This is a genomic window from Formosa sp. A9 (genome assembly GCF_051200825.1).
In the GTDB taxonomy this organism is placed as follows: Bacteria; Bacteroidota; Bacteroidia; order Flavobacteriales; family Flavobacteriaceae; genus Formosa.
Genome location: NZ_CP195158.1, coordinates 180,977 through 204,820, shown reverse-complemented (window position 1 = coordinate 204,820; position 23,844 = coordinate 180,977). Strand labels below are relative to the sequence as shown.

General features: G+C 36.9%; 17 protein-coding genes. 7 read left to right on the top strand and 10 right to left on the bottom strand.

Features of this window, described 5'->3' with window-relative positions; translation table 11 throughout:
- Nucleotides 1–28 precede the first annotated feature (28 nt).
- A complete protein-coding gene (gene mfd, locus ACR9EA_RS00785; RefSeq protein ID WP_435136104.1) occupies nt 29–3,373 on the top strand; it encodes a transcription-repair coupling factor in 3,345 nt (1,114 codons plus the stop codon).
- A gap of 6 nt (nt 3,374–3,379) precedes the next feature.
- A complete protein-coding gene (locus ACR9EA_RS00780; RefSeq protein ID WP_435136101.1) occupies nt 3,380–4,684 on the top strand; it encodes a TlpA family protein disulfide reductase in 1,305 nt (434 codons plus the stop codon).
- A gap of 3 nt (nt 4,685–4,687) precedes the next feature.
- Here ACR9EA_RS00780 and ACR9EA_RS00775 read toward each other — a convergent pair whose 3' ends face one another.
- The 4 genes from ACR9EA_RS00775 to ACR9EA_RS00760 form a co-directional block, all read right to left on the bottom strand.
- On the bottom strand, nt 4,688–5,170 hold the full coding sequence (locus ACR9EA_RS00775; protein WP_435136098.1) for a hypothetical protein: 483 nt from the start codon (nt 5,168–5,170) through the stop codon (nt 4,688–4,690).
- Nucleotides 5,171–5,198: 28 nt separating this feature from the next.
- Nucleotides 5,199–5,903, bottom strand: coding sequence for an SIMPL domain-containing protein (locus ACR9EA_RS00770; protein ID WP_435136095.1), 705 nt, complete (start codon nt 5,901–5,903; stop codon nt 5,199–5,201).
- Between the two features lie 74 nt (nt 5,904–5,977).
- The gene (locus ACR9EA_RS00765) at nt 5,978–8,347 is read right to left on the bottom strand and encodes a TonB-dependent receptor domain-containing protein (protein WP_435136092.1); all 2,370 of its coding nucleotides are present in this window, start codon (nt 8,345–8,347) and stop codon (nt 5,978–5,980) included.
- A 130-nt stretch (nt 8,348–8,477) separates the two neighbouring features.
- Entirely contained in the window at nt 8,478–9,299 is an 822-nt protein-coding gene (locus ACR9EA_RS00760; protein WP_435136089.1) for a hypothetical protein, read from the bottom strand.
- 47 nt (nt 9,300–9,346) lie between these two features.
- Here ACR9EA_RS00760 and ACR9EA_RS00755 point away from each other — a divergent pair, with 47 nt between their 5' ends.
- Nucleotides 9,347–9,640, top strand: a complete 294-nt coding sequence (locus ACR9EA_RS00755) for a hypothetical protein (RefSeq protein ID WP_435136087.1) — start codon at nt 9,347–9,349, stop codon at nt 9,638–9,640.
- A gap of 17 nt (nt 9,641–9,657) precedes the next feature.
- On the opposite strand, the gene ACR9EA_RS00750 is transcribed toward ACR9EA_RS00755, so the two are convergent.
- The 3 genes from ACR9EA_RS00750 to ACR9EA_RS00740 form a co-directional block, all read right to left on the bottom strand.
- The gene (locus ACR9EA_RS00750; RefSeq protein WP_435136084.1) at nt 9,658–11,334 is read right to left on the bottom strand and encodes a tetratricopeptide repeat protein; all 1,677 of its coding nucleotides are present in this window, start codon (nt 11,332–11,334) and stop codon (nt 9,658–9,660) included.
- 64 nt (nt 11,335–11,398) lie between these two features.
- The gene (locus tag ACR9EA_RS00745) at nt 11,399–13,090 is read right to left on the bottom strand and encodes a T9SS type A sorting domain-containing protein (RefSeq protein WP_435136081.1); all 1,692 of its coding nucleotides are present in this window, start codon (nt 13,088–13,090) and stop codon (nt 11,399–11,401) included.
- Nucleotides 13,091–13,271: 181 nt separating this feature from the next.
- Nucleotides 13,272–14,234, bottom strand: coding sequence for a D-2-hydroxyacid dehydrogenase (locus ACR9EA_RS00740; protein WP_435136079.1), 963 nt, complete (start codon nt 14,232–14,234; stop codon nt 13,272–13,274).
- Between the two features lie 208 nt (nt 14,235–14,442).
- Between ACR9EA_RS00740 and ACR9EA_RS00735 the strand changes: the two genes are divergently transcribed.
- The 3 genes from ACR9EA_RS00735 (at nt 14,443) to ACR9EA_RS00725 (ending at nt 19,719) form a co-directional block, all read left to right on the top strand.
- Entirely contained in the window at nt 14,443–15,504 is a 1,062-nt protein-coding gene (locus tag ACR9EA_RS00735) for a helix-turn-helix domain-containing protein (protein ID WP_435136076.1), read from the top strand.
- Nucleotides 15,505–15,685: 181 nt separating this feature from the next.
- Entirely contained in the window at nt 15,686–18,616 is a 2,931-nt protein-coding gene (locus ACR9EA_RS00730) for a TonB-dependent receptor (RefSeq protein ID WP_435136073.1), read from the top strand.
- A gap of 11 nt (nt 18,617–18,627) precedes the next feature.
- Nucleotides 18,628–19,719: a tyrosine-protein phosphatase gene (locus ACR9EA_RS00725; RefSeq protein WP_435136070.1), complete on the top strand. Its 1,092-nt coding sequence runs from the start codon at nt 18,628–18,630 to the stop codon at nt 19,717–19,719.
- 71 nt (nt 19,720–19,790) lie between these two features.
- On the opposite strand, the gene ACR9EA_RS00720 is transcribed toward ACR9EA_RS00725, so the two are convergent.
- The 3 genes from ACR9EA_RS00720 to ACR9EA_RS00710 form a co-directional block, all read right to left on the bottom strand.
- Nucleotides 19,791–20,150, bottom strand: coding sequence for a YraN family protein (locus ACR9EA_RS00720; RefSeq protein ID WP_435136067.1), 360 nt, complete (start codon nt 20,148–20,150; stop codon nt 19,791–19,793).
- 129 nt (nt 20,151–20,279) lie between these two features.
- The gene (locus tag ACR9EA_RS00715; protein WP_435136064.1) at nt 20,280–20,525 is read right to left on the bottom strand and encodes a hypothetical protein; all 246 of its coding nucleotides are present in this window, start codon (nt 20,523–20,525) and stop codon (nt 20,280–20,282) included.
- Between the two features lie 106 nt (nt 20,526–20,631).
- The gene (locus tag ACR9EA_RS00710) at nt 20,632–21,660 is read right to left on the bottom strand and encodes a S66 peptidase family protein (protein ID WP_435136061.1); all 1,029 of its coding nucleotides are present in this window, start codon (nt 21,658–21,660) and stop codon (nt 20,632–20,634) included.
- A gap of 86 nt (nt 21,661–21,746) precedes the next feature.
- On the opposite strand from ACR9EA_RS00710, the gene metG reads away from it, so the two are divergent.
- Nucleotides 21,747–23,828 (top strand): methionine--tRNA ligase, encoded by a 2,082-nt coding sequence (gene metG / locus ACR9EA_RS00705; RefSeq protein ID WP_435136058.1) that lies wholly within the window; start codon nt 21,747–21,749, stop codon nt 23,826–23,828.
- The last annotated feature ends 16 nt before the right edge of the window (nt 23,829–23,844 follow it).

The following is a 23,844-nucleotide window of genomic DNA, read 5'->3' as shown; positions in this document are numbered from 1 at the left end:
ACCTTATATTTGCACAAATTATATTGCTTTGAGTAAAAACAACCTCTTGCAAACTTTTGCACAAACTTTGCAAACGCAAAATTTGCAACTTGCCATTGCCGAAAACGAAAGTAAAACACTTTTAAAAGGCCTAGTTGGATCGTCATTCTCGTTTGTTATTGCCAATATTTTTAAACAAGCAGAAAAACCGTTCCTTCTTATTTTTAACGATAAAGAAGAAGCCGCTTATTACCTTAACGATCTCGAGCAACTTATAAACGATAGAGACGTTCTTTTTTATCCGGGAAGTTACAGAAGACCTTACCAAATCGAAGAGACCGACAATGCCAATGTATTGCTAAGAGCCGAAGTTTTAAACCGTATTAATTCGCGTAAAAAGCCGGCCATAATTGTCACCTATACCGATGCCTTATTCGAAAAAGTAGTCACCAAAAAAGAACTGGAACGCAACACCCTTAAAATTGCAGTTAGCGATAGCTTATCAATTGATTTTGTAAACGAAGTTCTTTTTGAATATAAATTTAAACGTGTAGATTTTGTTACCGAACCGGGCGAATTTTCTGTCCGTGGCGGTATTGTAGACGTGTTTTCGTTTTCGCACGACGAACCTTACCGTATCGAATTTTTTGGCGACGAGGTAGACAGCATTAGAACCTTTGACGTAGAAACACAGCTCTCGACAGAACAAATCAAAAAAATCAATATAATCCCCAATGTCGAAAACAAATTTTTAGACGAAGTCCGAGAAAGTTTCCTGCAATATATTTCGTCTAAAACCATAGTGTTTTCAAAAAACTCACAACTTTTATTTTCAGGTACTGACGCTCTTTTTGCTAAAGCCGAAGAAGCCTTCGAGAAGCTCTCTAAAGACATCAAACACAACACCCCAAACGAATTGTTTTGCAATGCCGAAAGCTTAAAAAAACAACTCTTAAAACTTACGGTTGTTGAGTTTGGTAGCGGGTACTACTTTAACAATGCCAACGATACCGCTATTGTGTTTAACACTACACCCCAACCCGCTTTTAACAAACAATTTAATTTGTTGATAGACGATTTAAACAGCAATCATAACAAAGGTTTTACCAATTATATAACGTGTGCCAGCGAACAGCAAGCCAAACGCTTTCACGATATTTTTGAAGATACAGAACAAGGTGTAGCTTACAAAACACTCGTACTTTCGTTACATCAAGGTTTTATAGACCACGATAATAAAGTGCTGTGTTATACCGACCATCAAATCTTTGAGCGCTATCATAAATTTAGTCTTAAAAACGGTTATGCCAAAAAGCAGGCCATTACCTTAAAAGAGCTTACCACCCTAGAAATTGGCGATTACGTAACACACATCGACCATGGCGTTGGCCGTTTTGGTGGACTTCAAAAAATAGATGTTGAAGGTAAAAAACAAGAAGCCATAAAGCTTATTTACGGCGAACGCGATATCTTATATTTAAGTATTCACGCCTTACATAAAATCACGAAATTTAACGGTAAGGATGGTAAACCTCCTAAAATTCATAAACTAGGAAGCAATGCCTGGAAAACCTTAAAGCAAAAAACCAAAACCCGAGTTAAGGAAATTGCTTTCAATTTAATTAAACTCTACGCCAAACGTAAACTGGAAAAAGGTTACCAATACTATCCCGACAGCCATTTGCAACTGGAACTAGAATCGTCTTTTATTTACGAAGATACTCCCGACCAAAGCACAGCGACAGCCGATATTAAAAACGATATGGAAAGCGAACGCCCAATGGACCGCTTAGTTTGTGGAGACGTTGGCTTTGGTAAAACCGAAGTCGCTATTCGTGCCGCATTTAAAGCCGTAGATAATGGTAAACAGGTGGCCGTTTTAGTGCCTACCACCATATTGGCTTATCAGCATTTTAAAACATTTAGCGAACGCTTAAAAGATTTTCCGGTAACTGTAGATTATGTAAACCGATTTAGAACAGCCAAAGAAAAACGAGAAACTTTAGAGCAACTCGAAAACGGACAGGTAGACATTATTATTGGCACCCACCAATTGGTTAACAAAAGTGTTGTTTTTAAAGATTTAGGCCTTTTAATTGTAGACGAAGAACAAAAGTTTGGTGTAGCTGTAAAAGAAAAACTAAAAACCCTTAAAGACAATGTAGACGTGCTAACACTTACCGCCACGCCTATACCAAGAACGTTACAATTTAGTTTAATGGCAGCACGCGATTTATCTGTTATTACCACACCGCCACCTAACCGCTACCCTATCGAAAGTCATGTGGTACGCTTTGATGAAGAAACCATTCGCGACGCAGTGAGTTACGAAATTCAGCGTGGTGGACAAATATATTTTATTCATAACCGTATCGAAAATATTAAGGAAGTTGCCGGTTTAATACAGCGTTTGGTTCCCGATGCCAAAGTGGGTGTTGGCCACGGCCAAATGGATGGCAAAAAACTAGAACAACTTATGCTCGCTTTTATGAATGGTGAATTTGATGTTCTGGTAAGTACCACCATAGTAGAAAGTGGACTAGATGTACCGAATGCCAATACTATTTTTATAAACAACGCTAATAATTTTGGCTTGAGTGATTTGCATCAAATGCGCGGTCGTGTAGGTAGAAGCAATAAAAAGGCCTTCTGTTATTTTATCACGCCAGAATATTCTGCCATGACTGCCGATGCCCGAAAACGTATTACGGCGCTAGAACAATTTACAGAGCTTGGTAGCGGATTTAACATTGCTATGAAAGATTTGGAAATTCGTGGTGCAGGCGATCTTCTGGGGGGAGAACAAAGCGGGTTTATAAACGATATTGGTTTCGATACCTATCAGAAAATTCTAAATGAAGCCATAGAAGAATTAAAAGAAAACGAATTTAAAGACCTTTATCAAGACGATAAAAAGCCAAAAGAATACGTTAAGGATATTACTATAGACACCGATTTTGAATTACTGTTTCCAGACGATTACATTAATAACATTACCGAGCGTCTTAATCTATACACCCAATTAAACAATCTTAAAAACGAAAGCGAATTACTCAACTTCGAGAAAGAACTTATAGATCGTTTTGGAGACATGCCAACTCAAGTAATAGATTTATTAAATAGTGTTCGAATAAAATGGATGGCTGCCAAAATTGGCCTCGAAAAAGTAGTAATGAAACACGGTAAAATGGTTGGTTATTTTATAAGCGACCAACAAAGTTCGTTTTACCAAAGTCCAGGCTTTACCAAAGTATTACAATACGTGCAAGCCAATCCTAAAGCCTGTAAAATGAAAGAAAAAGACACCCGTGCCGGATTGCGCTTATTATTGACTTTCGACCACATTAAAACCGTTAAACAAGCCGTAATGGCCCTACAACCCATTACCTCATAAATAGAGATGAAAAAATTAATTTTTATTTGTTGCCTACTCCCGTTATTCGCCGTAGCACAACATCAGCTTTCTGGAAGTTTTTCTCCTGCAGAAGATTTTAAAGCTGCCATTTTATATAAAATTGAAATTACAAATTCGGTATATATCAATCATGCGAATATAGAAAATGGAGTGTTCGAGCTCACATTGCCGCCAGATGCAAAATCAGGCATGTATCGCATTGTATACGCTTTGCCTCAAAACGAATACAATTTCGATTTCATTTACAACAACGAAGACATTCAATTTACCTTCAATCAAGATGAAGGGGTTAAGTTTTTAAATTCAGATGAAAATCTTTTGCTTACCCAATATCGGGGCGAAATGCAGAAAACCAAAACAGCTATAAACTCGTTTTACAGCAATGCGAACCCTAATCCATCAGACTATTTAAATTACATCACCGCATTAAAAACCACTCAAAATCAATTTGAAAGTAAATCTAAAGGAACTTTAGCTCACCATTTTATAGTTTCAGAAAAACCATACACACCAAACAATTACGAGGATGCCGCGACGTATTTCAACAACTATAAAACACATTATTTCGACGCGATCGATTTTAGCGATCCTGTCCTTAAAAACTCCAATGCCTTATTAGATGCAGCACTTAACTACGTCTTTATTTTTGTAGATAAAGACCAACCTAACGCGTCGTATAAAAACAACATAGATCGTGTTGTTGAGCAGTTACAAAATGAAACAGCTTTACAAAAAACTATTTTAGAAATACTGTGGTCTCAGTTTAAAGACCAACAAAACAATGTTGTTGCCAACTATATCTCTTCAACCTACTTACTTCAGCTTTTAGATCCTGAAACCGACAAGGATTTTTTAGATGAGATACAAGCGTTTAAAAATACGGCTATTGGCGTAACAGCGCCTAATTTTAGTTGGCCAACACCAGAAGGCACTAAAAGTTTAGACCAATTGTCTGGCAATACATTTTATATCGTAACATTTTGGAGCAGCACCTGCTCGCATTGTTTAGAGGAACTACCTGTACTAAAACAATACCTAAGCCATAAGCCTAAAACAAAAGTAATTGCTATTGGTTTGGAAGACGAGCCCACACATTGGCAACAAACCATTAAAAATTATCCGGATTTCACACATATTTACGGCGAAGGCCATTGGGACAACCCTATTAGCACAATGTATGGCGTAACGGGAACTCCATCGTTTTTTGTTTTAGATGCAAGCAAAAAAATTGTAGCCAAACCAGATGATGTTGAAGAACTTATGTCGTTTTTAGACTTACAACATCAGTAGTAATTACTGAGACATATTATCGTTACAATCGGTCTTAACTAGGGGCTTTTCCGAAAGAAATTTAAGCGCTCCTAAATCTTTAAAGGCAGTCCCTTCGGCATTTAATTCGCCGTAGCCTTCAAGTAGCTTATTATCTAAAACCAAATACGCCATTTGTCTTGTACTGTTAAGTCCTTCCGACTGGAATGTATAATCTATAACTAAAGTATCGCCATAAACTTGCCCAATAAAAGATCCTGTATTGGCGTCTTTTTCGTTGTAGCGAACAGCCAATGTACCTTTCACTAAGGTTCCTGCTTCTGTAATTTCCATCCGCACTCGATCTCCTGCATTATTGTATGTATAACATCCCAGAAGCATTAAATCTGATTTCTTCTGTTGAGAAAACACTTCAGATTCTTGATTATTTACGGCAGCATTAGTAGCCTGTTGTTTACAAGACAGCAGAGTTAAAAGCCCCGCTAAAAGAAAAAAAATAGATTTCATACTGTATAATATTACTAAATCTGAACTTCTAATTCATCAAGAACTTTACACCAACGCGAACGGAAAAATTCAGCTTTTCGAAATCGACCTCTATGGGTGCGCTTTCATAATTATCGGACATACTTGCAACACCTCTAATTTGAATACCAGATACTTTACCATACAAATTACCAGAAATTGCATTGTAATCTGAAATATGAATGGCTTTACCCACTGTTTGCTGTAATGGCGCAACCATATTTTCGGCATTGGTTTTAGCCTGCACAATAGCCTTAGCTCTTAAAGCTTGAAACAATTGTTCGGATTTTGAGTATTCGGTTTTAGTGATAGACACATTCGATATACCTTCGCGTTCCAAACCTGCCATAACTTTTCCAGTAGTTACAGCATCGTGTACAATTACAGCATATACTTTAGACTTCAAAACTTTTTGTCCGCTTAAAAAGTAACTTTTAAAATCGCTGCTAGCATCTAACAGGGTTAAGTCTTTTTTTGTGTCTATATCCAACGATTTTAAAACCTTATACATATCGCGTTCTAAAGCTTCAGTCGATTTCTTGTTTTTGCTATCCTCTTCGTTTAAAATTATTTTTAAGTGAATTTTATCTGGCACAACCAGCGTATCTACACTTACTTCGGTCTCGATATACGGCTGATCGATATAATTTTTGGATTGCGCTTGTAATTGTAAACTAAAAATACTTATGCCTACTAAATAAAAAACATGTTTCATACTTCAAATAAATTAAGTGATTAACCACTAATTTAGAAGTCTGCTTTAGTATTCTACACACTATTAACAGGTATTTAACGTCTGCGGCCAGAATACGTCATGGCTTCGCCTTTTCCAAACCCATAACTAAAACCTAATGTAAAGAAGCGACCACGCATACTTCGGTTGTAATTAAAATTGGTAGTATTGTTAATGATGGACGTATAAATTCTAGATTCGAAAACATCGTTAACAGCTAGATTTACTACCACTTTACCTTTTAGTATTTTTTTGCGCACGCCCAAATCCATAAACGCAAATCCTTCGGATTCACCTTGTACCGTTTTATAATCGGATTCGTATTGACCGGTCATTTCCAAATCGAAATCGGCCGGTAAACCTACTTTGGTTGTTAAACGACCATTCCATCGGTTTCCATTAAAATCGAACGATTGGGATTCAAAACTGCCTTCGCGTTCAAAATAATTGAAGTTAAAATCACCATTAAAAGTCAACCAATCTAAAGGCGAATATTTTCCGTTAAGCTCAAAACCTACCGCACCATTTGTCCCAACATTGATTGGTGTGGTGATAGTAACATTGTCTTGGAATGTCGATACCCGCTCAACCACATCGGTAGTGTACAGGTAAAAAACACTGGTGTTTAAAGTGGCTTTTCCAAACTTAAAAATACCTGTTACTTCATAAGAATTTGAATATTCTGGCTGCAAATCGGGATTACCAACACTAATGTTGTAGTTGTTTCTAAAGTTGAAGAACGGATTTAAATCCCATAATCGCGGTCTGTAAATACGTTTAGAATATCCTGCTTGAACCGAAAAATCGTCGTTGAATTTATAAGAACTGTGTAGGGTTGGGAAAAAATCGGTATAGGCCTGATGGTTGTTTTCATTGGTATTGGTTAACACGGTATGCAGGTTGGTGTCTTCAATACGTAGGCCCAGTTTTAATCCCCATTTATCCTTTTCGTAAGCACCGGTTCCGTACACACCAAATACCTTTTGGTTGTATTCAAAATCGTTGGTTAGATCTGGGTTTATCACCCATTCACCAGATTCGAATTCGCGAACTTCATAATCGTTACCTACATCGTTGATAACATATTGCAGACCTGCTTCTAGCGTTACAATATCAGAAATTGGGTTGGTATAGTCTAATTTAAAGGTGTAGTCGGCTTGCTGGAAAGCTGTTTCGGTTTGCTGATCGACATTAACAATATCACCAAAAGTGGTTGTATTGTCGAATTCCGATTCTTGTTCTTTTCCAAAAAAGCTACCTAATGCACTGAACAACAACGTGTGCTCTTCGTTATTTTTGAATTCTTTTTTGTAGTTGAGTTCGTATTGCCACTTTGGGTTTGTAGCATCTGTGGTTTCTTCGCGATACCATGTAGACTCTAAAACAGAATTTTGATAGGAGCTAAAATCGGTGCGTGACGGTTGATCTTCTATTTCGTAAGCAAAATTCCCCGAAAGGGTCAACACATTTAAATCGTTTATATGATAATCGGTCCCAAGAGTGATATTAAAAAACGTTTCGTTTCTGTATTCTGTGCCTTCGCTAAACACACTGGATTGGGTTTCGAAATCGGTGTTTTCGGTCGTGTTGTCTCGGGGTAAAGACCGATAACCGCCACCAAATTGGGTGAACAGATTAAATTTTTCGGTTCGTCTGTTTAAACTCACTCCCAAACTATGGTTGTCTGGAATTCCTGTATTTAAAGAAATGGAACCGTTCAGTCCCTTTTTTTCTTCCTTTTTTAAGATGATGTTTAAAATACCGGCGGTTCCTTCAGCATCATATTTAGCCGACGGATTGGTAATCACTTCTATACGCTCTATCATATCGGCGGTTATGGTTCCTAAGGCGTTGCTACTTTCGTCTGCCAAGACCGAAGGCTTTCCGTCAATTAGAATTTGCACGCCACTGTTTCCTCTTAAGCTTACTTGTCCTTCAATATTCACATTAACCGATGGCACATTATTCAACACTTCTAGGGCACTTGCCCCGGTACTCGCAATATCTTGCCCCACGTTAAATACTTTTCGATCTAATTTAAATTGGGTGCTAGACACCTCGGCACGTACCACCACTTCGTCTAAAGCTTGGGCGTCTTGCTCTAAAAACAAGGTACCTAAATCGGAATCTGTACTGGTATCCAAAGTTTTTAACGTTAAGGTTTTGAATCCCATAAAACTAATTTGCAAATACCCTCCTTTTGATGTTTCATTAACCTGAATGGTAAACTTACCTTCTTCGTTAGTTGTCGTGCCTGTTAAAGGCTTATCGGTATTCGAATCTAGCAAAACTACAGTCGCATAAGGCACAGGCATGTTGGTATCCTGCTCTAATACCACACCAGATATTGTAACTTCTTGATGTTGCGCAAGGGCATATAAGCTTATAAAAAATGCAAGTAAAGTAAATAGTGATCTGTTGTACATTAGCCTACGATATTCTCATTTAAAATTATAAAAGTATAAAACTAAATACTGAAAACAGACCAATATGCTAAACTTAACATGCTTAACAAAAAACACTACACAATTTTAACAAGAGTATATTTTGTAAATATTATTTCGGAAATAAAAAGATGACATTTACACGAAAACCAAAATCAGGATTTAAGGGATTATTCCCATAATACACTTTTGGCCCGCCACCTAATTGAACCGTTTGAGATCCAAAATGCATAACCTTAGCAAAATACACTCCAACAAAACCTCCAAAAATATCGTTAAGCCAACTTTGTGTGTTTTCTGAAGCCAAAGTATACGATACTCCATTAGGTTTCGCATAAGTTACAAAAGGCTGCACAAAAGAGGCACTAATATCGTTACCGCTACCAGCATAAGACCACATGTGATTTACCAAAGCCCCGTAAGTATAAGCCCCGCTTAATTTTAAAAATACGGCATTAGGTCCCGCTGCCCAAGTGTTCGCCCCTAAAGTATTTTCAGACGCGGTATCTAACAGCAATACGGGGCCTACACCCCAAACCAGACCGCTTTTTGTAGGTTCTTTAGGCGAGAAGAAAAAACTCTGTACAATATCGCCCAGACCTCCTGCACTATCGCCATCGTACAAAACATCTTTCTGCGAAATAATAGGCACTATGGTTCTGCTTATCAGATTCCAATCATCGTTTAAACTAAATGGCAAAACAGGCTGAACATTTAAATTATACCGAAATCCTTCATTTGGACCTGTATTAAAATCGAAATTGTTTTGAAGTGGAACACTTATCAAATTCGCTACAGGATTAGCTAATTGTTTTGCTAAATCTTCGGCTGTTGGTCCTGTTGACGGAGCTGTATCTTCTTGGGCATGTACAACTACAGAAAACATCAAACTTAAAATGATAATTAAACTATTAAATCTATAAAAACGTTTCATCTTAATAATGGTTATAATTTTATATTGTTGATTTTAAAAAGTAAAATATGACTCTAAGTAAAGACTTAATTTTAATTACAATGGATAATATTGCCGAAGAAGTAAGAACCCTTATTTACAATCATCCGTTTTCAGTCGATGAGCACGTCACCTATCGAGTTTATGCCGACAAGCATTTGGATTTGGGATACATTATGGATACCGAACAAAAGCTATTGAAGGGTTACAGCTATAAAGTAAAGCGAGAGCGCTATCTTTTAGAAACTGTAAATACCAATATAGATGGTCCTAATTGGTTAAAAGCATTAGAAGGCCTGGATCTTAACCCAGTTAAGGGGTAAAAAATTGTAAACCACTGTTATAATTGAGCCACTATACGCTTATAAAAATCTATAAAAGATTCATCTGCATTCAGCTTCAACTTTTTACGTAATCGATAACGTTTAGTATGCACGCTTTCGGTAGAAATTTTTAATACTCCTGCAATTTCTTTAGAACTCATTTCTAAAACTAAGTACAATAAAAGTTGCTCATCTTTCTTAGTCAATTTCTTATATTGCTTGCGTAGCTGTATTAAAAAATCTTGATTAATTTCTTTAGATAACGACTGTAATTGTTTAATATAATTTTGGTCGTTTATTATTTCTGAAAATGACAATTTTAAAGCATTAACATCTGCTTTGGTAGTAACTTGAGTTTGCTTGACTTGCGTTTTTAAAGTTTCTAAAAATTCATCTATCTGATGCACCTGATTAGCAAACGATATGAGATGCTCTTGATTAAATTTTAACTTTTCTTTCATTAAAGCTTCCTGTAATTCTTGATTTTTTATTTTGATATCACTTACCTGCTTTTTTTGAGCAATACTCTCTATTTTTCTTTTTTTATTTTGAATTGTAAGATGAGAAATTCCTACGATACAAGCAATAAACACCAAAGCTATAATTACAATTATACGATATAAGTTTTTTTGTTGTTGAGACTCATCCAACAAGCGTTGCTTATCTTCCAACCGATGCTCTAAATTTATACCATGTATTTTATCTTTACTATTTAAATCGCTTAATTTCTGGCTTTCGGCATGGTAACGTTGAAAATAATCTAAAGCCTCGCTGTATTGCTCTCGCTGTTTATAATAATTAAAATACAGATTATAAATTTGAGACAAATAATCGCGATAATCTAAAGAGTTTGCTAGATGTTCTGCTTGTTCCAACATGTTAAGCACCTCTTCCCAGTTTTCCTCATCAAGGGCTATTTCTGCCAATTGTAACATCACATACACTTTACCCTTAATCCGCCCAGCTTCTTCAAACGATGATTCGGCGTTCATAAAAGCCTCGCGAGCTTTAACATATTGCTCATCGTATTTGTACCATTCTGCCCTATGCACATACACAGAAGCTGCAATTTCAGGGTTTTTAAGGGTGGAATTCAAATCTTCAGCAATAGCGTACTGTTTAAATGCCTTTTGCCTTTGCACTTGTGCTTGCTTAACACCACCATTATTTAAAGCTTTATCTAAAACACCTGTACTAAATGTATTACCCAAATTTAAATGAGCTTTTGCTAAGTTTACAGTATCTTTTACCAAACCTAACATTTTAATAGCTCGCTCTAAAAGTTCTATTTTTTCATTTAGATTTTCGGTTATGTGCGATCTGTTCATTACCGAAATCCCCACTAACCGATTATCATTTATAGAGTTACTAATTGCTTCAGCTTTCAAATAGCTTTCGAATGCTTTAGCCAAATTGCCTTTAGTATACCAAAAGTTCCCTAAAGAAATATACGAATCTGCATACTCCTTCATTAAATTGTCTTCTTTTGCCTTTTGCAAGTTTTCATTAAGCACGGCGTAAGCATATTCTGGATCTAGAAATGTATTACTATTAATAAGCCTATTAATAGCCATAATGTTATCTTCGTCAGACAGTGCTTCAATTTTTAATTTAATTTGTTGGGTAGAGTCAATCTGTTGTCCGATTATTCGACCAAAGCAAAGAAAAATTAAAAGATATTGAATTGCTTTCATAGACAAAAAAAGAGCTGATAATCTACTATCAGCCCTAAATTAAATTATTTTTAAAAGATACTGGTTATTTTTTAATCAACTTAACGGTTTTAGCATATCCTTGTTTCTCTATTTTTAAAAAGTAAACCCCAGGCTGCATATTAGTTGTTGAAATAGTGCGTCCAGTAAAATTGGTATTAACATAAACTTGTTGTCCCGTTACTGTATATAGCGATACTTGCAAAGGCTCACTTTTTGCAATATTAATATGAATCTCGTTTGAAAATGGATTAGGAAAAATTTGAGTTTGTATGTTATCGTTAACATCTTGTGTACTTAAAGTAGCTTGATTCTCCCATTTCATAAAGAAACCTCGCGTATGATCTAAAGCATCTTCAATTGGGCCATTCTCTATTAATTGTGTTTTCCCTACAAAACGACCACCTGTATACATAACTCCATCAGCAGTTATTTGAGTGGAATTATTAGATATAATCGTACCTTCATCTATACCATTTACAGCAAAGGCTTCGTTAAACGATCCATCCTCATTTAAGTGAAGTTGAAACATACTTAAACTGTTAGGGCTTTGGGCGTTTAAAATATCTGTTCCGTTAAAATTGAAATTAGAATAATTATCGAAACCTCCTCCTACAAAAATAGCATTGGATGCATTTGTTGTAATATTAAATACTCGATCGTTATAATCTCCCCCCATCTCTTTGGCCCAAACCAAGTCTAAATCTGAGTTAAATTTTGCTACAAAAGCATCAACCAGGCCATAACCATTTAATAGAGTTCCTTGAATATTAAAATTACTTTCTGGTGTAAAATGTCCACCAACTATAACATTTCCTTTAGCATCTAAAGCTAAAGCAGATTGTCCCTGACTTACATTTTCAGATCCGTAAGTTGTAAAATCTACAACATCACCCGTACCTGTATTAAACTTTGCCAAGCACATCATATAACCCCATCCAGAATACGGAATCGATTCGTCACCTAAAACATAAGGCTGTGCATAATCGAAAGTTAAATACAAACCTGTTGCATTTACCCCCATTGAACGTACCGAACCGTAGGTATTGTTTTGTTCAGCCTCAATTTGTTTATTCCAAATTATGTTCCCATCGGCATTTATTTTAAGCAGAAAAAAATTATAACCATATTCAAAATCGTAAGTAAATTCTGTTTCACCTATGGCAAATGCTCCATCGTAATATCCAGAAACATAAATATTTCCTGCCGCATCTACTGCAGAACGAATAGGGTTAGCCGTTTTATATTCTGAAGCATACCAATGCTTCACCCATAATAACCCTCCTGTTTCGCCAGAAAATTTAGCAATAATCCCCCTACTTGTGTATTCTGGACCATTTCCAGCAATAACCTCTTTATCGTTAATGATGATATCTCCCATAGAACTAGACCACCCAACAGCTAAAATATCTTTATTCTTATCTAACTGAATATCAAAAAAAGCATCCGAATCACTTCCGCCCATAGTAGCCGTCCAAATCGGATTACCATCTAAATCGGTTTTTGTAATAAAAGCATTTGTTGATGGTAATGCAGGTAATTCTACACTACCAAAGCTCCCCGAAGTATTATAAGCTCCATTTACAAAAATAGCATCTTGTGTTGCTATAACATTATTAACATTGGTATTGGTATGTTCTCCAGAAACATATTGCACCCACTCAGCATAGTTATGTTGCGCTACTGAAACTTGAAAGCCAGCAACCATTGAACATAATAAAAGTAACGTTTTTTTCATAGAAATGATATTAAAGAATTGATGCTTCAAAGGTTGAACAATTCTTCAATTTCACAATGAAATTTACATGAACACAACATAGACAAAAATTTCAAAATACTGAATTACAGATAGATAAACTCGAAAATTAACACAACATATATCTTACATTTAAAAACACACCATTGCTTTATCTAAGGTTTTAACTCACCACATGTTGCGGCTCGCCATTTAAAAAGGCCTGTACATTAGCCACTGTTACCTCCATACATCTGCGCCGCGCTTCAATAGGCGCCCAAGCGATATGCGGCGTAATGATGCAATTTTTAGCTTGCAACAGAGGATTGTTAGCAGCTATCGGCTCTTTGGAAACCACATCGACAGCTGCGCCAGCAATGCTACCCGAATTTAAAGCTTCTGCTAAATCGGATTCAACTACCAAACCACCACGAGAGGTGTTAATTAAAAACGCGTGGGATTTCATTTTCGACAGACTGTCTCTATGTATCAAACCCTCGGTTTCTGGGGTCTGCGGACAGTGTAAACTAATCACATCTGAAGTTTGCAATAATTCTTTGAATGATACAAAGTGTAAAGCATCATTTTCAAATTCAGGATATTTCGTACGATTGTACACCAATACTTGCATTCCAAAAGCCTGTGCCAATGTTGCTGTTGCTTTCCCTATTTGTCCAAACCCCACAATACCCATGGTTTTTCCAGCGAGTTCGACTAAAGGATAATTCCAAAAACTAAAATCGGAACAACTAGTCCACTGGCCGTTTTGAACCGCTTGGTTATGAGCGCCAATATGGTGACATAATTCCAACAATAAACCAATGGTAAATTGTGCCACAGCCTGCGTGCTATAAGCTGGCACATTGGTAACGACAATACCTTGTTTTTTTGCAGCTTCGGTATCAATAATATTATAACCTGTTGCGGTTACGCCAATGTATTTTAAGTTGGGCACCTGCTCTATTACCGTTTTGCCAATAGGTACTTTATTGGTTAATACCAACTCGGCATCACCAATAGCTTTTACAATTGAAGCTGAATCTGTTGGTGTACGATCGTGAATAGCAACTGATGCTAACTTTTTTAAGGGCTCCCAACTTAAATCGTCAGGATTAAGAGTATATCCATCTAAAACAGAAATTTTCATAATATGCAATTTTTCGTGTTATTAACTAATGTAGCATTTTTCATAAACACTTAAAAACGTAAAGTGCTTAATCAACTTTTATACAAAACACAAAACCGCCAAGTCTTTATATTTTTCTTAACATTTAGTTAAATTACATTTAACCAGGTATTAAAAACAGCACTTTGCTTTGTTAATATTTTTGTTGCGGAAAAGAAAATTGCGCATCATGGGATATTTAGTAAGTATAATTGTATTTCAAACCTTGTTTACCTTAATGCTTATTATGGTTACCAGACAGAAAACCACAGGTGTGTTTGAAAAACTGCTTACCATGTTACTGTTACTAATGTCGGTGCATTTTTCTATAAAACTAATTTTTCTGTTAACAAACCCAGACTACTTTACCTTACCGTCTAGTTTTTCGTTAGTGTATGGCCCTGTTGTATACTTATTAACCATTTCTACTACCAAAACACTTAAGCGCTCTACAATAATCACTCACTTTTTACCATTTATAATTATGAGTGTCGCTTATGTTTTTGTGCTTATTCAATTACATGCGTTTCCGCTTAAAAACAATTTATCGTTACCATTATACAACAAAATAGCTTTTTTAGATTTAGTGTCTATAGCAACATACAATGGTTTAAGTTTAGTACTGCTTCGTAAGAATAAATTGAATATAGACCCCTTAAAATTTAAGCTCTTAAAAAGTATTGCATTGCTGTTTATAAGCATGGTATTGTTGCCCTTATTCTTTATATTACTAGAACCTTTAGGTATATTTTTAGACACGAGAATTGTTTACATTTTTATTCTCGTCATTGTAGTATGTATTGCCATTTACAAAGTAAAGGTCAAGGAATTAAAAGCCGAACCACATACAACTACTTCGCCACAGGAAAAAACACAAAAATACAACAGCTCTAATTTAAGCGAGACCGACTTAAACGCTTACCAAACACAATTAGAGCGCTATTTTAATACCAACAAACCATATTTAGAACCCGAATTAACCTTACAAATTCTATCCATTCGTTCTGGTATTCCAAAGCATCATATTACGCAAGTATTGAATACCCGATTTCATAAAAATTTCTATCAATTTGTAAATGAATTTCGCGTTCGGGAAGTGATCTCTAAAATGTCTAAACACAAAAATGTCTCTTTAGTTGATTTAGCATATCAATGCGGATTTAATTCCAAATCTACCTTCAATAATTACTTCAAAAAAATTACCGGATTTACACCCAGCGAGTATAAAAAACAACACGATTTGGCAACTTAATAGTTTGTTAACAATCTGGCGCGGTTTTATTAAAACAAAATAAAACACTCATTATCAACCAATTACAGTCGTATTTTGTTTAACTCACACGAGATACACGTACAAAACGTCCTTCTCAGTAAACTTAAACGCCTGCTTGAGAATCCTGTTTCATATTTGCCAAAAAATTAATCATAACAAAATGAAAACAACTTTTAGATTACTAAATTATTTAGCAATCCTTATGGTACTTTTTGCGAGTGCATACACTAAAGCACAGGGCACTCAAAGTGCAACACTAATAGCAACTAATTATTCCGTTTCTGATCCGCTTGGAGATGAATCTGAGATTATTGGAATTGTTACAGACGAACTTGGCCCGCTTCCTGGAGCAAACATTAGCATAAAAGGCACAAACAACGGAACTACAACCGATTTTAATGGAAACTTTACCTTAACACACGTTAATGCTGGAAATCAGACTTTAATTATTTCGTATTTAGGTTACGAAACCCAAGAGTTAGAAGTTAACGTTCCTAAAAGTAAACAGGTTAATGTTGGTAAAATTGTTTTATCTGCAGGTTCCGAAAAGCTAAACGAAATTGTTATTAACGGCGGTTACCGTTCGCAACAGCAAAAAGCGCTTAACATTAAAAAGCAATCGTTGGCCATTATGGAAGTTATGGCTTCGGACGTGATTGGTAAATTACCAGACCGTAATGCGGCAGAAGCTGTACAACGTATGCAAGGTGTTTCTATAGAAAGAGACCAAGGCGAAGGCCGTTACGTTATCGTTCGCGGTACCCCGATTGCCTGGAACTCGACCCTTATAAATGGCGACCGTATGCCAGCTACCGAAGGTACTTCGGATAATACTGGAGGAACACGTGCTGCACCGCTAGATATATTTCCTTCGGAAATGATAGAATTTGTTCAGCTTTCTAAAGCCATTACCCCAGATATGGAGGGCGACGCCATTGGCGGCTCTGTAAACTTTATTACACGTACAGCACCTAGCAAAAAAACATTAAGCGTTAACTTAGGCTATGGCGAAAACTTTCAGGCACAAAAACCTATACAAAATGCTTCGTTAGTGTATGGTGATCGTGTGGCTGACGGAAAAATAGGCTTTATGGTATCTGGTACCTATTGGAACAGAAGCTGGGGAACAGATAATTACGAAGTTGTATACAACGATAATTTTTCTTTAAACAATCTGCAATTACGCGATTATTTAGGAAAACGAACAACTGCTGGTTTTAACGCTGGGTTCGAATACGTTCCAAACGCTAATAACAAGGTGTACTTTAGAGGATTGTACACCGATTTTCAAGATGAAGAATCTGCCGTAGAACACACCTTCAGTTTTACCGATAGCGAGATGTCTTTAAGAGTTCGACATGGTATAACAGGTATTACCATGTACGGTTCTGAAATTGGTGGTAACCACAAATTTGCCAATGGAAAATTAAACTTAGATTGGCGAGCTTCGACTTACGACGCCGAAATGGGCAATCGCCGTTTACCAAATTCTGAAAATACAGGGGATCCTGCTTATTTAATGGCTACCTTCTCTACTCCTGTAACCTACAACAATGTAACTAGCGATGGTTATAAATTCTTAGACATCGATGCGCCTGCTGGCTATACTGGCGACCATTACGATAATATTCAGCCGTACCTAGCTTCGCCTGTACAAAACTCTCAATTGCAACTAGACAACCAATTGGCTTACAAATCGTACAGTAAAGAAACCGACTACGTGGGGCAATTAGACCTTACCTATATTCCTTCAGACAATTTTAAACTTAAAATGGGCGGGAAATACAAAACCATGAAATTAGAACGTGGCGCGCCTTACAGTTACTATTTGTATTTAGGAGGAAATTACGGTGCTCCAATACACATGACCGACTACGAAACTACAGGATTCCCGTATAACGGCGGCTTTTTAACAGAAATTGATAGTCCTTACGACAATGTATTATTAGATCCGATTAACAAATCGCAATTACCTGTATTGTTCGATCAAGAAACTTTGGAAAACCCTATGTACTATCACATCAATTTCAATAAAGAAAATCCAGCGTCTGCAGGCTCTTTCTACACAGGTAACGAAGACGTTGCTGCTGCTTATGTGATGGGCGATCTTACAATTGGCGATAAATTGGCGTTAATTGGTGGTTTCCGTTACGAACACACCTATCTAAAATACAAAGGTTACGGCGTATCAACTTCCGATGAAGGTGAGGAAATCAATCCTATAGAAAACTCTAACGACTTTGGTTCTTTTCTACCTATGTTACATGTAAAATACATGCCAAACGACCATTTAAACCTAAAATTAGCGTATACCAAAACGTTCGCAAGAGCCAATTTCTCCGATTTAAATCCGACCGAAACAATAAGCTTACTTACCGTACCGAGCACCATAGTAAGAGGTAATATTTATTTAGAACCTACCTACTCCAATAACTTCGATTTTATGGGCGAATATTATTTTAAAGATGTTGGTTTACTCTCAGGAGGCGTGTTTTACAAATCGTTAAAAAACCTAATCTATTCGGCTCGTAGTTACGAAACTATTGATAGTGAATTGTTTCAAATTACAGAACCTAAAAACTCCGAAGAAGGTTGGCTAGCTGGGTTTGAAGTTGGTATTTCTAAACGTTTAACTTTCTTACCAGGGTTTTTAAGCAACTTTGGAGTTGAAGCCAACTATACTTTTGCAGATTCCGAAATGAATGTTCCATTGTACACTACAGACGAGAATACTGGAGAAATTATCGTAACAACAGCTACAGAAAAAATCCCGAATCAATCCAAACACATCTTTAATTCAGCTTTATTTTACGAAAGCAACGGCTTTACAGCACGTGTAGCAGGAAATTACAAAGGCGAATCTTTAGCTGTAGTACAAGGTAATCCAGAAAACTACCGTTGGTACGACAAAAACTTTACCGTAGATTTTTCGGCGTCGTATAAACTAAACCCAAAACTACGTTTTTACGTAGAGCTTAACAACCTTACCAACGCACCATTGCGTTACTACCAAGGCAACACCAACAGACCAGAACAAACAGAATATTATGCATTACGTGGTATTCTTGGTATTAATTACAACATCTTTTAAATCGTTACACAATGACATTCAACTTACATAAAACCATCAGTTTAATTGCCGCAGCTATTCTAGCTAATAGCTGCGCCGATTACGAAAAAGCAGAACAACCAGTATACACTTTAAACGAAACCATTCTTGTAAATCGTTTAGATAACAACAATTACCAATTAATACTTAATAGCAAAGGCAATTGGTCTATTTACAAAGGAGCTAACGCCAACGCCATTCAATGGAACGAAGTGGCCAGTTTAAACGAAGCTAACAATACGGCAGAGATAAAAAACGAAAGCCCTACAAAACGATTATTCTTTGCTGCCGTAAATGGCGCCGATACCTTATACCTATCGGAACGAGAAATCAATTTAGAAAAGGCGTATAATTTTAGAGATATGGGCGGTATTAAAACTGCAGATGGCAAACAAACCAAATGGGGTATGTTATTTAGATCTGGTGAAATTGCTGAATTATCTGAAGCTGATCTGGCCTATATGAAAACGCTGAACATTAAAACCATCCTAGATTTAAGATCGGATCAAGAAATTGAAGACAAACCAGACACGTATCCTAGTCAGGTGAATTGGAAACACCTGCCAATTGGCGACATGGGTAAAAATGGTAAAATGGAAGAAATGATGAAAGTACTTAAAGAAGCCGATCCAGAAACCTTTGATAGTAGCAAATTAATGGAAGAAGCTTCTATTCAATTTGTAGGCAGCACCGAACAATTCAAGAAAATGTTTGCCGACTTATTAAACGAAGATGAGGTACAAACACCGTTATTGTTTCATTGTACCGCAGGAAAAGACCGCACCGGGTTTTCTTCGGCATTTATTCTTCGTGCTTTAGGTGTCGATCAAGAAACCATAATTAACGAATACCTATTATCTAACTATTTCCGTTTCGAGCATAACGAAGATATGGTCAAAAAAGCGGCGCGTTACTACGGCATGGACCAACGCATATTAAGACCGCTGATGGGCGTTAAAGCCGAATGGCTAAAAAAAGGATTTAATGAAATTGACACCCAATATGGGTCTTTCGATAATTATTTAATGGCTATTGGTGTAGATTCTACAGCCAAAGCGAAACTTAAAACTAAATTCTTATACTAATTAATTTAGTTTGTTTGTTTATTTTCATGAAAACCACGGTTTGTCGCCGTGGTTTTTCTTTTAAAACAGTTCTAAAAATAATAAAAAGCATCTTCTAAATGCTCTATATCAAAACCTGATGGCGTTTTTACAATTGCAATAATATCAAAGCGAACCTCGACATCTAAATCGTGAATTCCAATAAAAGCATCAACAGCGCCAACTAGCCGTTGTATTTGTTTAGGCTTTACAAAATCTTGTGGGTTTCCAAACTCTGTGGTCGATCGGGTTTTCACTTCTACAGCCGTCAAAACATCCGCTTTTAATGCCAAAATATCAACCTCGGCTTTCTGGTAACGATAGTTTCGGTCTAAAATTTCATACCCTTTTTTAATCAAATAAGCTACGGCTTCATCTTCCCCTAATTGTCCTAACGTGTTGTGCTTTGCCATAACCTTTATATTCTAAATATTAAAGTTACATTTTTTAATTAAACCGTATAAGTTTAACCTCGAGACAAAATAAAAAGGACTGCCCTTTAAGCAGTCCTTTTCAAAAAATAATATTAGAGTCTATGCAAATTAAGCAATATTTTTAGGTCCCCAATGTGAACACAACATATCTGGTGCCGCCTTTGTTGGGTTAGGACAACTTGTTGTTGAAAAACGCAAACAAGTCGCACAACTGGTATCGTCTTTTAAAGCCAGTTTCATATCGAAAGAATCACAGGTATAGTCTTTATTCACTTTTACGTGGTGTACTGCACAAGTATGACCTGCCTCCATATTAGCACAATGGTCGCAGTTATTAGATAATCGAATTGCCATAATATTAAGTATTAAATGTTACTAAGCAAAAGTACGAACAGCATTGCTTAGAAACAATTTAAACAACTAACAAACAGTAGTTTAAATTTAGAATAACTTAAAATAACTACTCTTCAAAAATCAATGTAGAACCACCTTTGGCAACCGTTAATTTTACCGTTCGCCCTAAAATTAAAGCGCGATTATCTTTGGCATGTCCGGCTGGCATATTAAACGCTACAGGAAAATTGTATTCGGCAACCACATCTAAAATAATTTCTTCGATGGTGCGCCCAAATTCGGTCGTGTTTTTGCGCACTTTGGTAATATCACCAATAACCAAACCTTTACAGTTTTTAAAGTACCCAGCGCGCTTTAAACTCTGTAACATACGGTCGATATGGTAAGCGTATTCGCCAATTTCTTCAATAAAAAGAATAGAACCAGTTGTATCAATACTCGTATTTGAACCCAGCATGGTATGCAGTAAAGTTAAATTACCGCCCGTAATGGGTGCTGTTACCGATCCCGATTTATTATATGGCGAACCTTCTAGCGTATACGACAAATCATCTCCAAAAATAGCAGCTTTAAATGTTGCTATGGTTTCTACAATATCCTGTTCGCTATCCGATAAACTGGTACACATCATGCCGTGAATGGTCTGGTAGCCTAAATTGTGAATCTGATTGTGTAAGGCCGTAATATCCGAGTAGCCAATCAGCCATTTCGGTTGTTTTTTAAAAGCGGAGTAATCCAACTTGTCCAAAATCCGAACCGTACCATAACCACCTCTGGCACACCAAATGGCTTTTATTTTGGGGTCGTCTAAAGCCCATTGAAAATCGGCTGCCCGTTCGTCGTCGCTACCAGCAAAATGTCCATACTGACTAAACACATGCTGCCCGACCACATAATGCAACCCCCAACGCTCTAGCAAAGCTTTGGCTTTATTAACCTCATCGTATCTATGCTTTAAAACACCTGAAGGCGCCACAATTGCAACCGTATCGCCAGCTTTTAAGTACGGCGGTTTTATGTAAGTAGTAGTCGTCATATTCAAAAAAGATTCAGTTGCGTTTTGAGCGTTAACACGCCCTCCAATAATACTAAAAACAAGTAAAAATAAGGGTAGAAAAAATCGGTTTAAAGGCATAAAAAGTGCTTTTTGTAAAAGTACATTTTTTTTCTAAATGCATAAGTAATTCCGTACTTTTGTAGCTTCAAAAAACAAAAATACACATGTCTCAACGATATACCATCACGGCTGCATTACCGTACACAAACGGTCCTATACATATTGGTCATTTAGCTGGCGTTTACGTTCCAGCCGATATTTATGCGCGTTATTTACGCTTAACAGGAAACGATGTAGCGTTTATTTGCGGAAGCGACGAACACGGTGTGCCGATTACCATTAAAGCGAAAAATGAAGGCGTAACCCCACAAGATATTGTCGATAAATACAACGCGATAATTAAAACCTCTTTTGAAGATTTTGGTATATCTTTTGACAATTATTCGCGTACTTCAGCTAAAATTCATCACGAAACAGCTTCAGAATTCTTCAAGACTTTATACGATAAAAACGAATTTATTGAAGAAACCACCGAGCAACTTTACGACGAACAAGCCAATCAGTTTTTGGCCGATCGGTTTGTAACCGGAACCTGTCCAAAATGTGGTAACGAGGAAGCTTATGGCGACCAGTGCGAGAAGTGTGGTACCAGTTTAAACGCAACGGATCTTATCAATCCAAAATCCACTATTACTGGAAATACTCCGACCTTAAAACAAACCAAACACTGGTTTTTACCGTTGGACAAACACGAAGATTTTTTAAAAGAATGGATTTTAAAAGATCATAAAAAAGACTGGAAACCGAATGTTTACGGTCAGGTAAAATCGTGGATCGACGACGGTTTACGTCCGCGTGCCGTAACCCGCGATTTGGATTGGGGAATTCCCGTTCCGGTTGAAGGTGGCGAAGGCAAAGTGCTTTACGTGTGGTTCGATGCGCCAATTGGTTACATTTCGTCTACCAAAGAATGGGCGGCTCGTGTAGGCAAAGACTGGGAACCGTATTGGAAAGATAAGGACACCAAGTTGATTCATTTTATTGGTAAGGATAATATTGTGTTTCACTGTATTATTTTTCCAGCCATGTTAAAAGCGGAAGGTTCGTATATTTTACCAGAAAACGTTCCGGCTAACGAGTTTTTAAATTTAGAAGGTAACAAGTTGTCAACCTCTAAAAACTGGGCGGTTTGGTTGCCAGAATATTTACAAGATTTCCCAAATCAGCAGGATGTGTTGCGTTATGCTTTAACGGCCAACGCGCCAGAAACTAAGGATAACGATTTTACTTGGAAAGATTTCCAAGCCAGAAACAACAACGAATTGGTGGCGATTTTTGGAAACTTCATTAACCGAGTAGTCGTACTGACTAACAAATATTACAACGGAATAATTCCAACGCCAAGCGAATTTACTGCGGTAGACGAAGAAACTTTAGCGGCTTTAAAAGCTTATCCAGCTGTGATTTCTAGTTCAATTGAACGTTACCGCTTCCGCGAAGCGAGTCAGGAATTAATGAATTTAGCACGCTTAGGAAACAAATATTTGGCCGATGAAGAGCCGTGGAAAGTCATTAAGGAAGACGAAGCGCGTACGCAAACCATCATGTTTGTTGCTTTGCAAATTGCAGCTGGTTTAGCTACTTTAAGCGAACCGTTTTTACCGTTTACTTCAGCGAAACTAAAAACAATGTTGAATGTCACATCGAGCCTGCCTGGCGGACAGACAGGCGCAGTCGAGATGTCTTGGGATAGCATTTCAACTCAAGATATTTTACTTCCTGCCAATCACCAAATAGGTAAAGCCGAATTGTTATTCAGCAAAATTGAAGATGAAACCATTCAGCAACAATTGGATAAATTGGAAGCTAGTAAGAAAGCCAACGAAGCAGCAAATAAAACTGTGGAGCCTCAAAAAGACACCATCACTTTCGACGATTTCACCAAATTAGACATGCGTGTTGGTACCATTTTAGAAGCTGAAAAAATGCCAAAAGCAAAGAAATTATTGGTTTTAAAAGTCGATACCGGCTTGGATGTTAGAACCATCGTTTCTGGTATTGCCGAAAGTTTTACACCGGAAGAAGTTGTCGGTAAACGCGTTACGGTTTTAGTGAATTTAGCACCAAGAGCATTACGAGGTGTAGAGAGCCAAGGTATGATTTTAATGACCGAAACCGCCGACGGCAAATTAGTATTTGTTAATCCTGATGAAAAAGGGGTTAGCAACGGTTTGCAGATCAGTTAAACAAACTTAAAACAGA

Bases quoted from the DNA above. Each gene is read 5' to 3' on its own strand.
- ACR9EA_RS00780 (WP_435136101.1), top strand. From the start codon at position 3,380: ATGAAAAAATTAATTTTTATTTGTTGCCTACTCCCGTTATTCGCCGTA.
- ACR9EA_RS00775 (WP_435136098.1), bottom strand. From the start codon at position 5,170: ATGAAATCTATTTTTTTTCTTTTAGCGGGGCTTTTAACTCTGCTGTCT.
- ACR9EA_RS00770 (WP_435136095.1), bottom strand. From the start codon at position 5,903: ATGAAACATGTTTTTTATTTAGTAGGCATAAGTATTTTTAGTTTACAA.
- ACR9EA_RS00765 (WP_435136092.1), bottom strand. From the start codon at position 8,347: ATGTACAACAGATCACTATTTACTTTACTTGCATTTTTTATAAGCTTA.
- ACR9EA_RS00760 (WP_435136089.1), bottom strand. From the start codon at position 9,299: ATGAAACGTTTTTATAGATTTAATAGTTTAATTATCATTTTAAGTTTG.
- ACR9EA_RS00755 (WP_435136087.1), top strand. From the start codon at position 9,347: ATGACTCTAAGTAAAGACTTAATTTTAATTACAATGGATAATATTGCC.
- ACR9EA_RS00750 (WP_435136084.1), bottom strand. From the start codon at position 11,334: ATGAAAGCAATTCAATATCTTTTAATTTTTCTTTGCTTTGGTCGAATA.
- ACR9EA_RS00745 (WP_435136081.1), bottom strand. From the start codon at position 13,090: ATGAAAAAAACGTTACTTTTATTATGTTCAATGGTTGCTGGCTTTCAA.
- ACR9EA_RS00740 (WP_435136079.1), bottom strand. From the start codon at position 14,234: ATGAAAATTTCTGTTTTAGATGGATATACTCTTAATCCTGACGATTTA.
- ACR9EA_RS00735 (WP_435136076.1), top strand. From the start codon at position 14,443: ATGGGATATTTAGTAAGTATAATTGTATTTCAAACCTTGTTTACCTTA.
- ACR9EA_RS00730 (WP_435136073.1), top strand. From the start codon at position 15,686: ATGAAAACAACTTTTAGATTACTAAATTATTTAGCAATCCTTATGGTA.
- ACR9EA_RS00725 (WP_435136070.1), top strand. From the start codon at position 18,628: ATGACATTCAACTTACATAAAACCATCAGTTTAATTGCCGCAGCTATT.
- ACR9EA_RS00720 (WP_435136067.1), bottom strand. From the start codon at position 20,150: ATGGCAAAGCACAACACGTTAGGACAATTAGGGGAAGATGAAGCCGTA.
- ACR9EA_RS00715 (WP_435136064.1), bottom strand. From the start codon at position 20,525: ATGGCAATTCGATTATCTAATAACTGCGACCATTGTGCTAATATGGAG.
- ACR9EA_RS00710 (WP_435136061.1), bottom strand. From the start codon at position 21,660: ATGCCTTTAAACCGATTTTTTCTACCCTTATTTTTACTTGTTTTTAGT.
- metG (WP_435136058.1), top strand. From the start codon at position 21,747: ATGTCTCAACGATATACCATCACGGCTGCATTACCGTACACAAACGGT.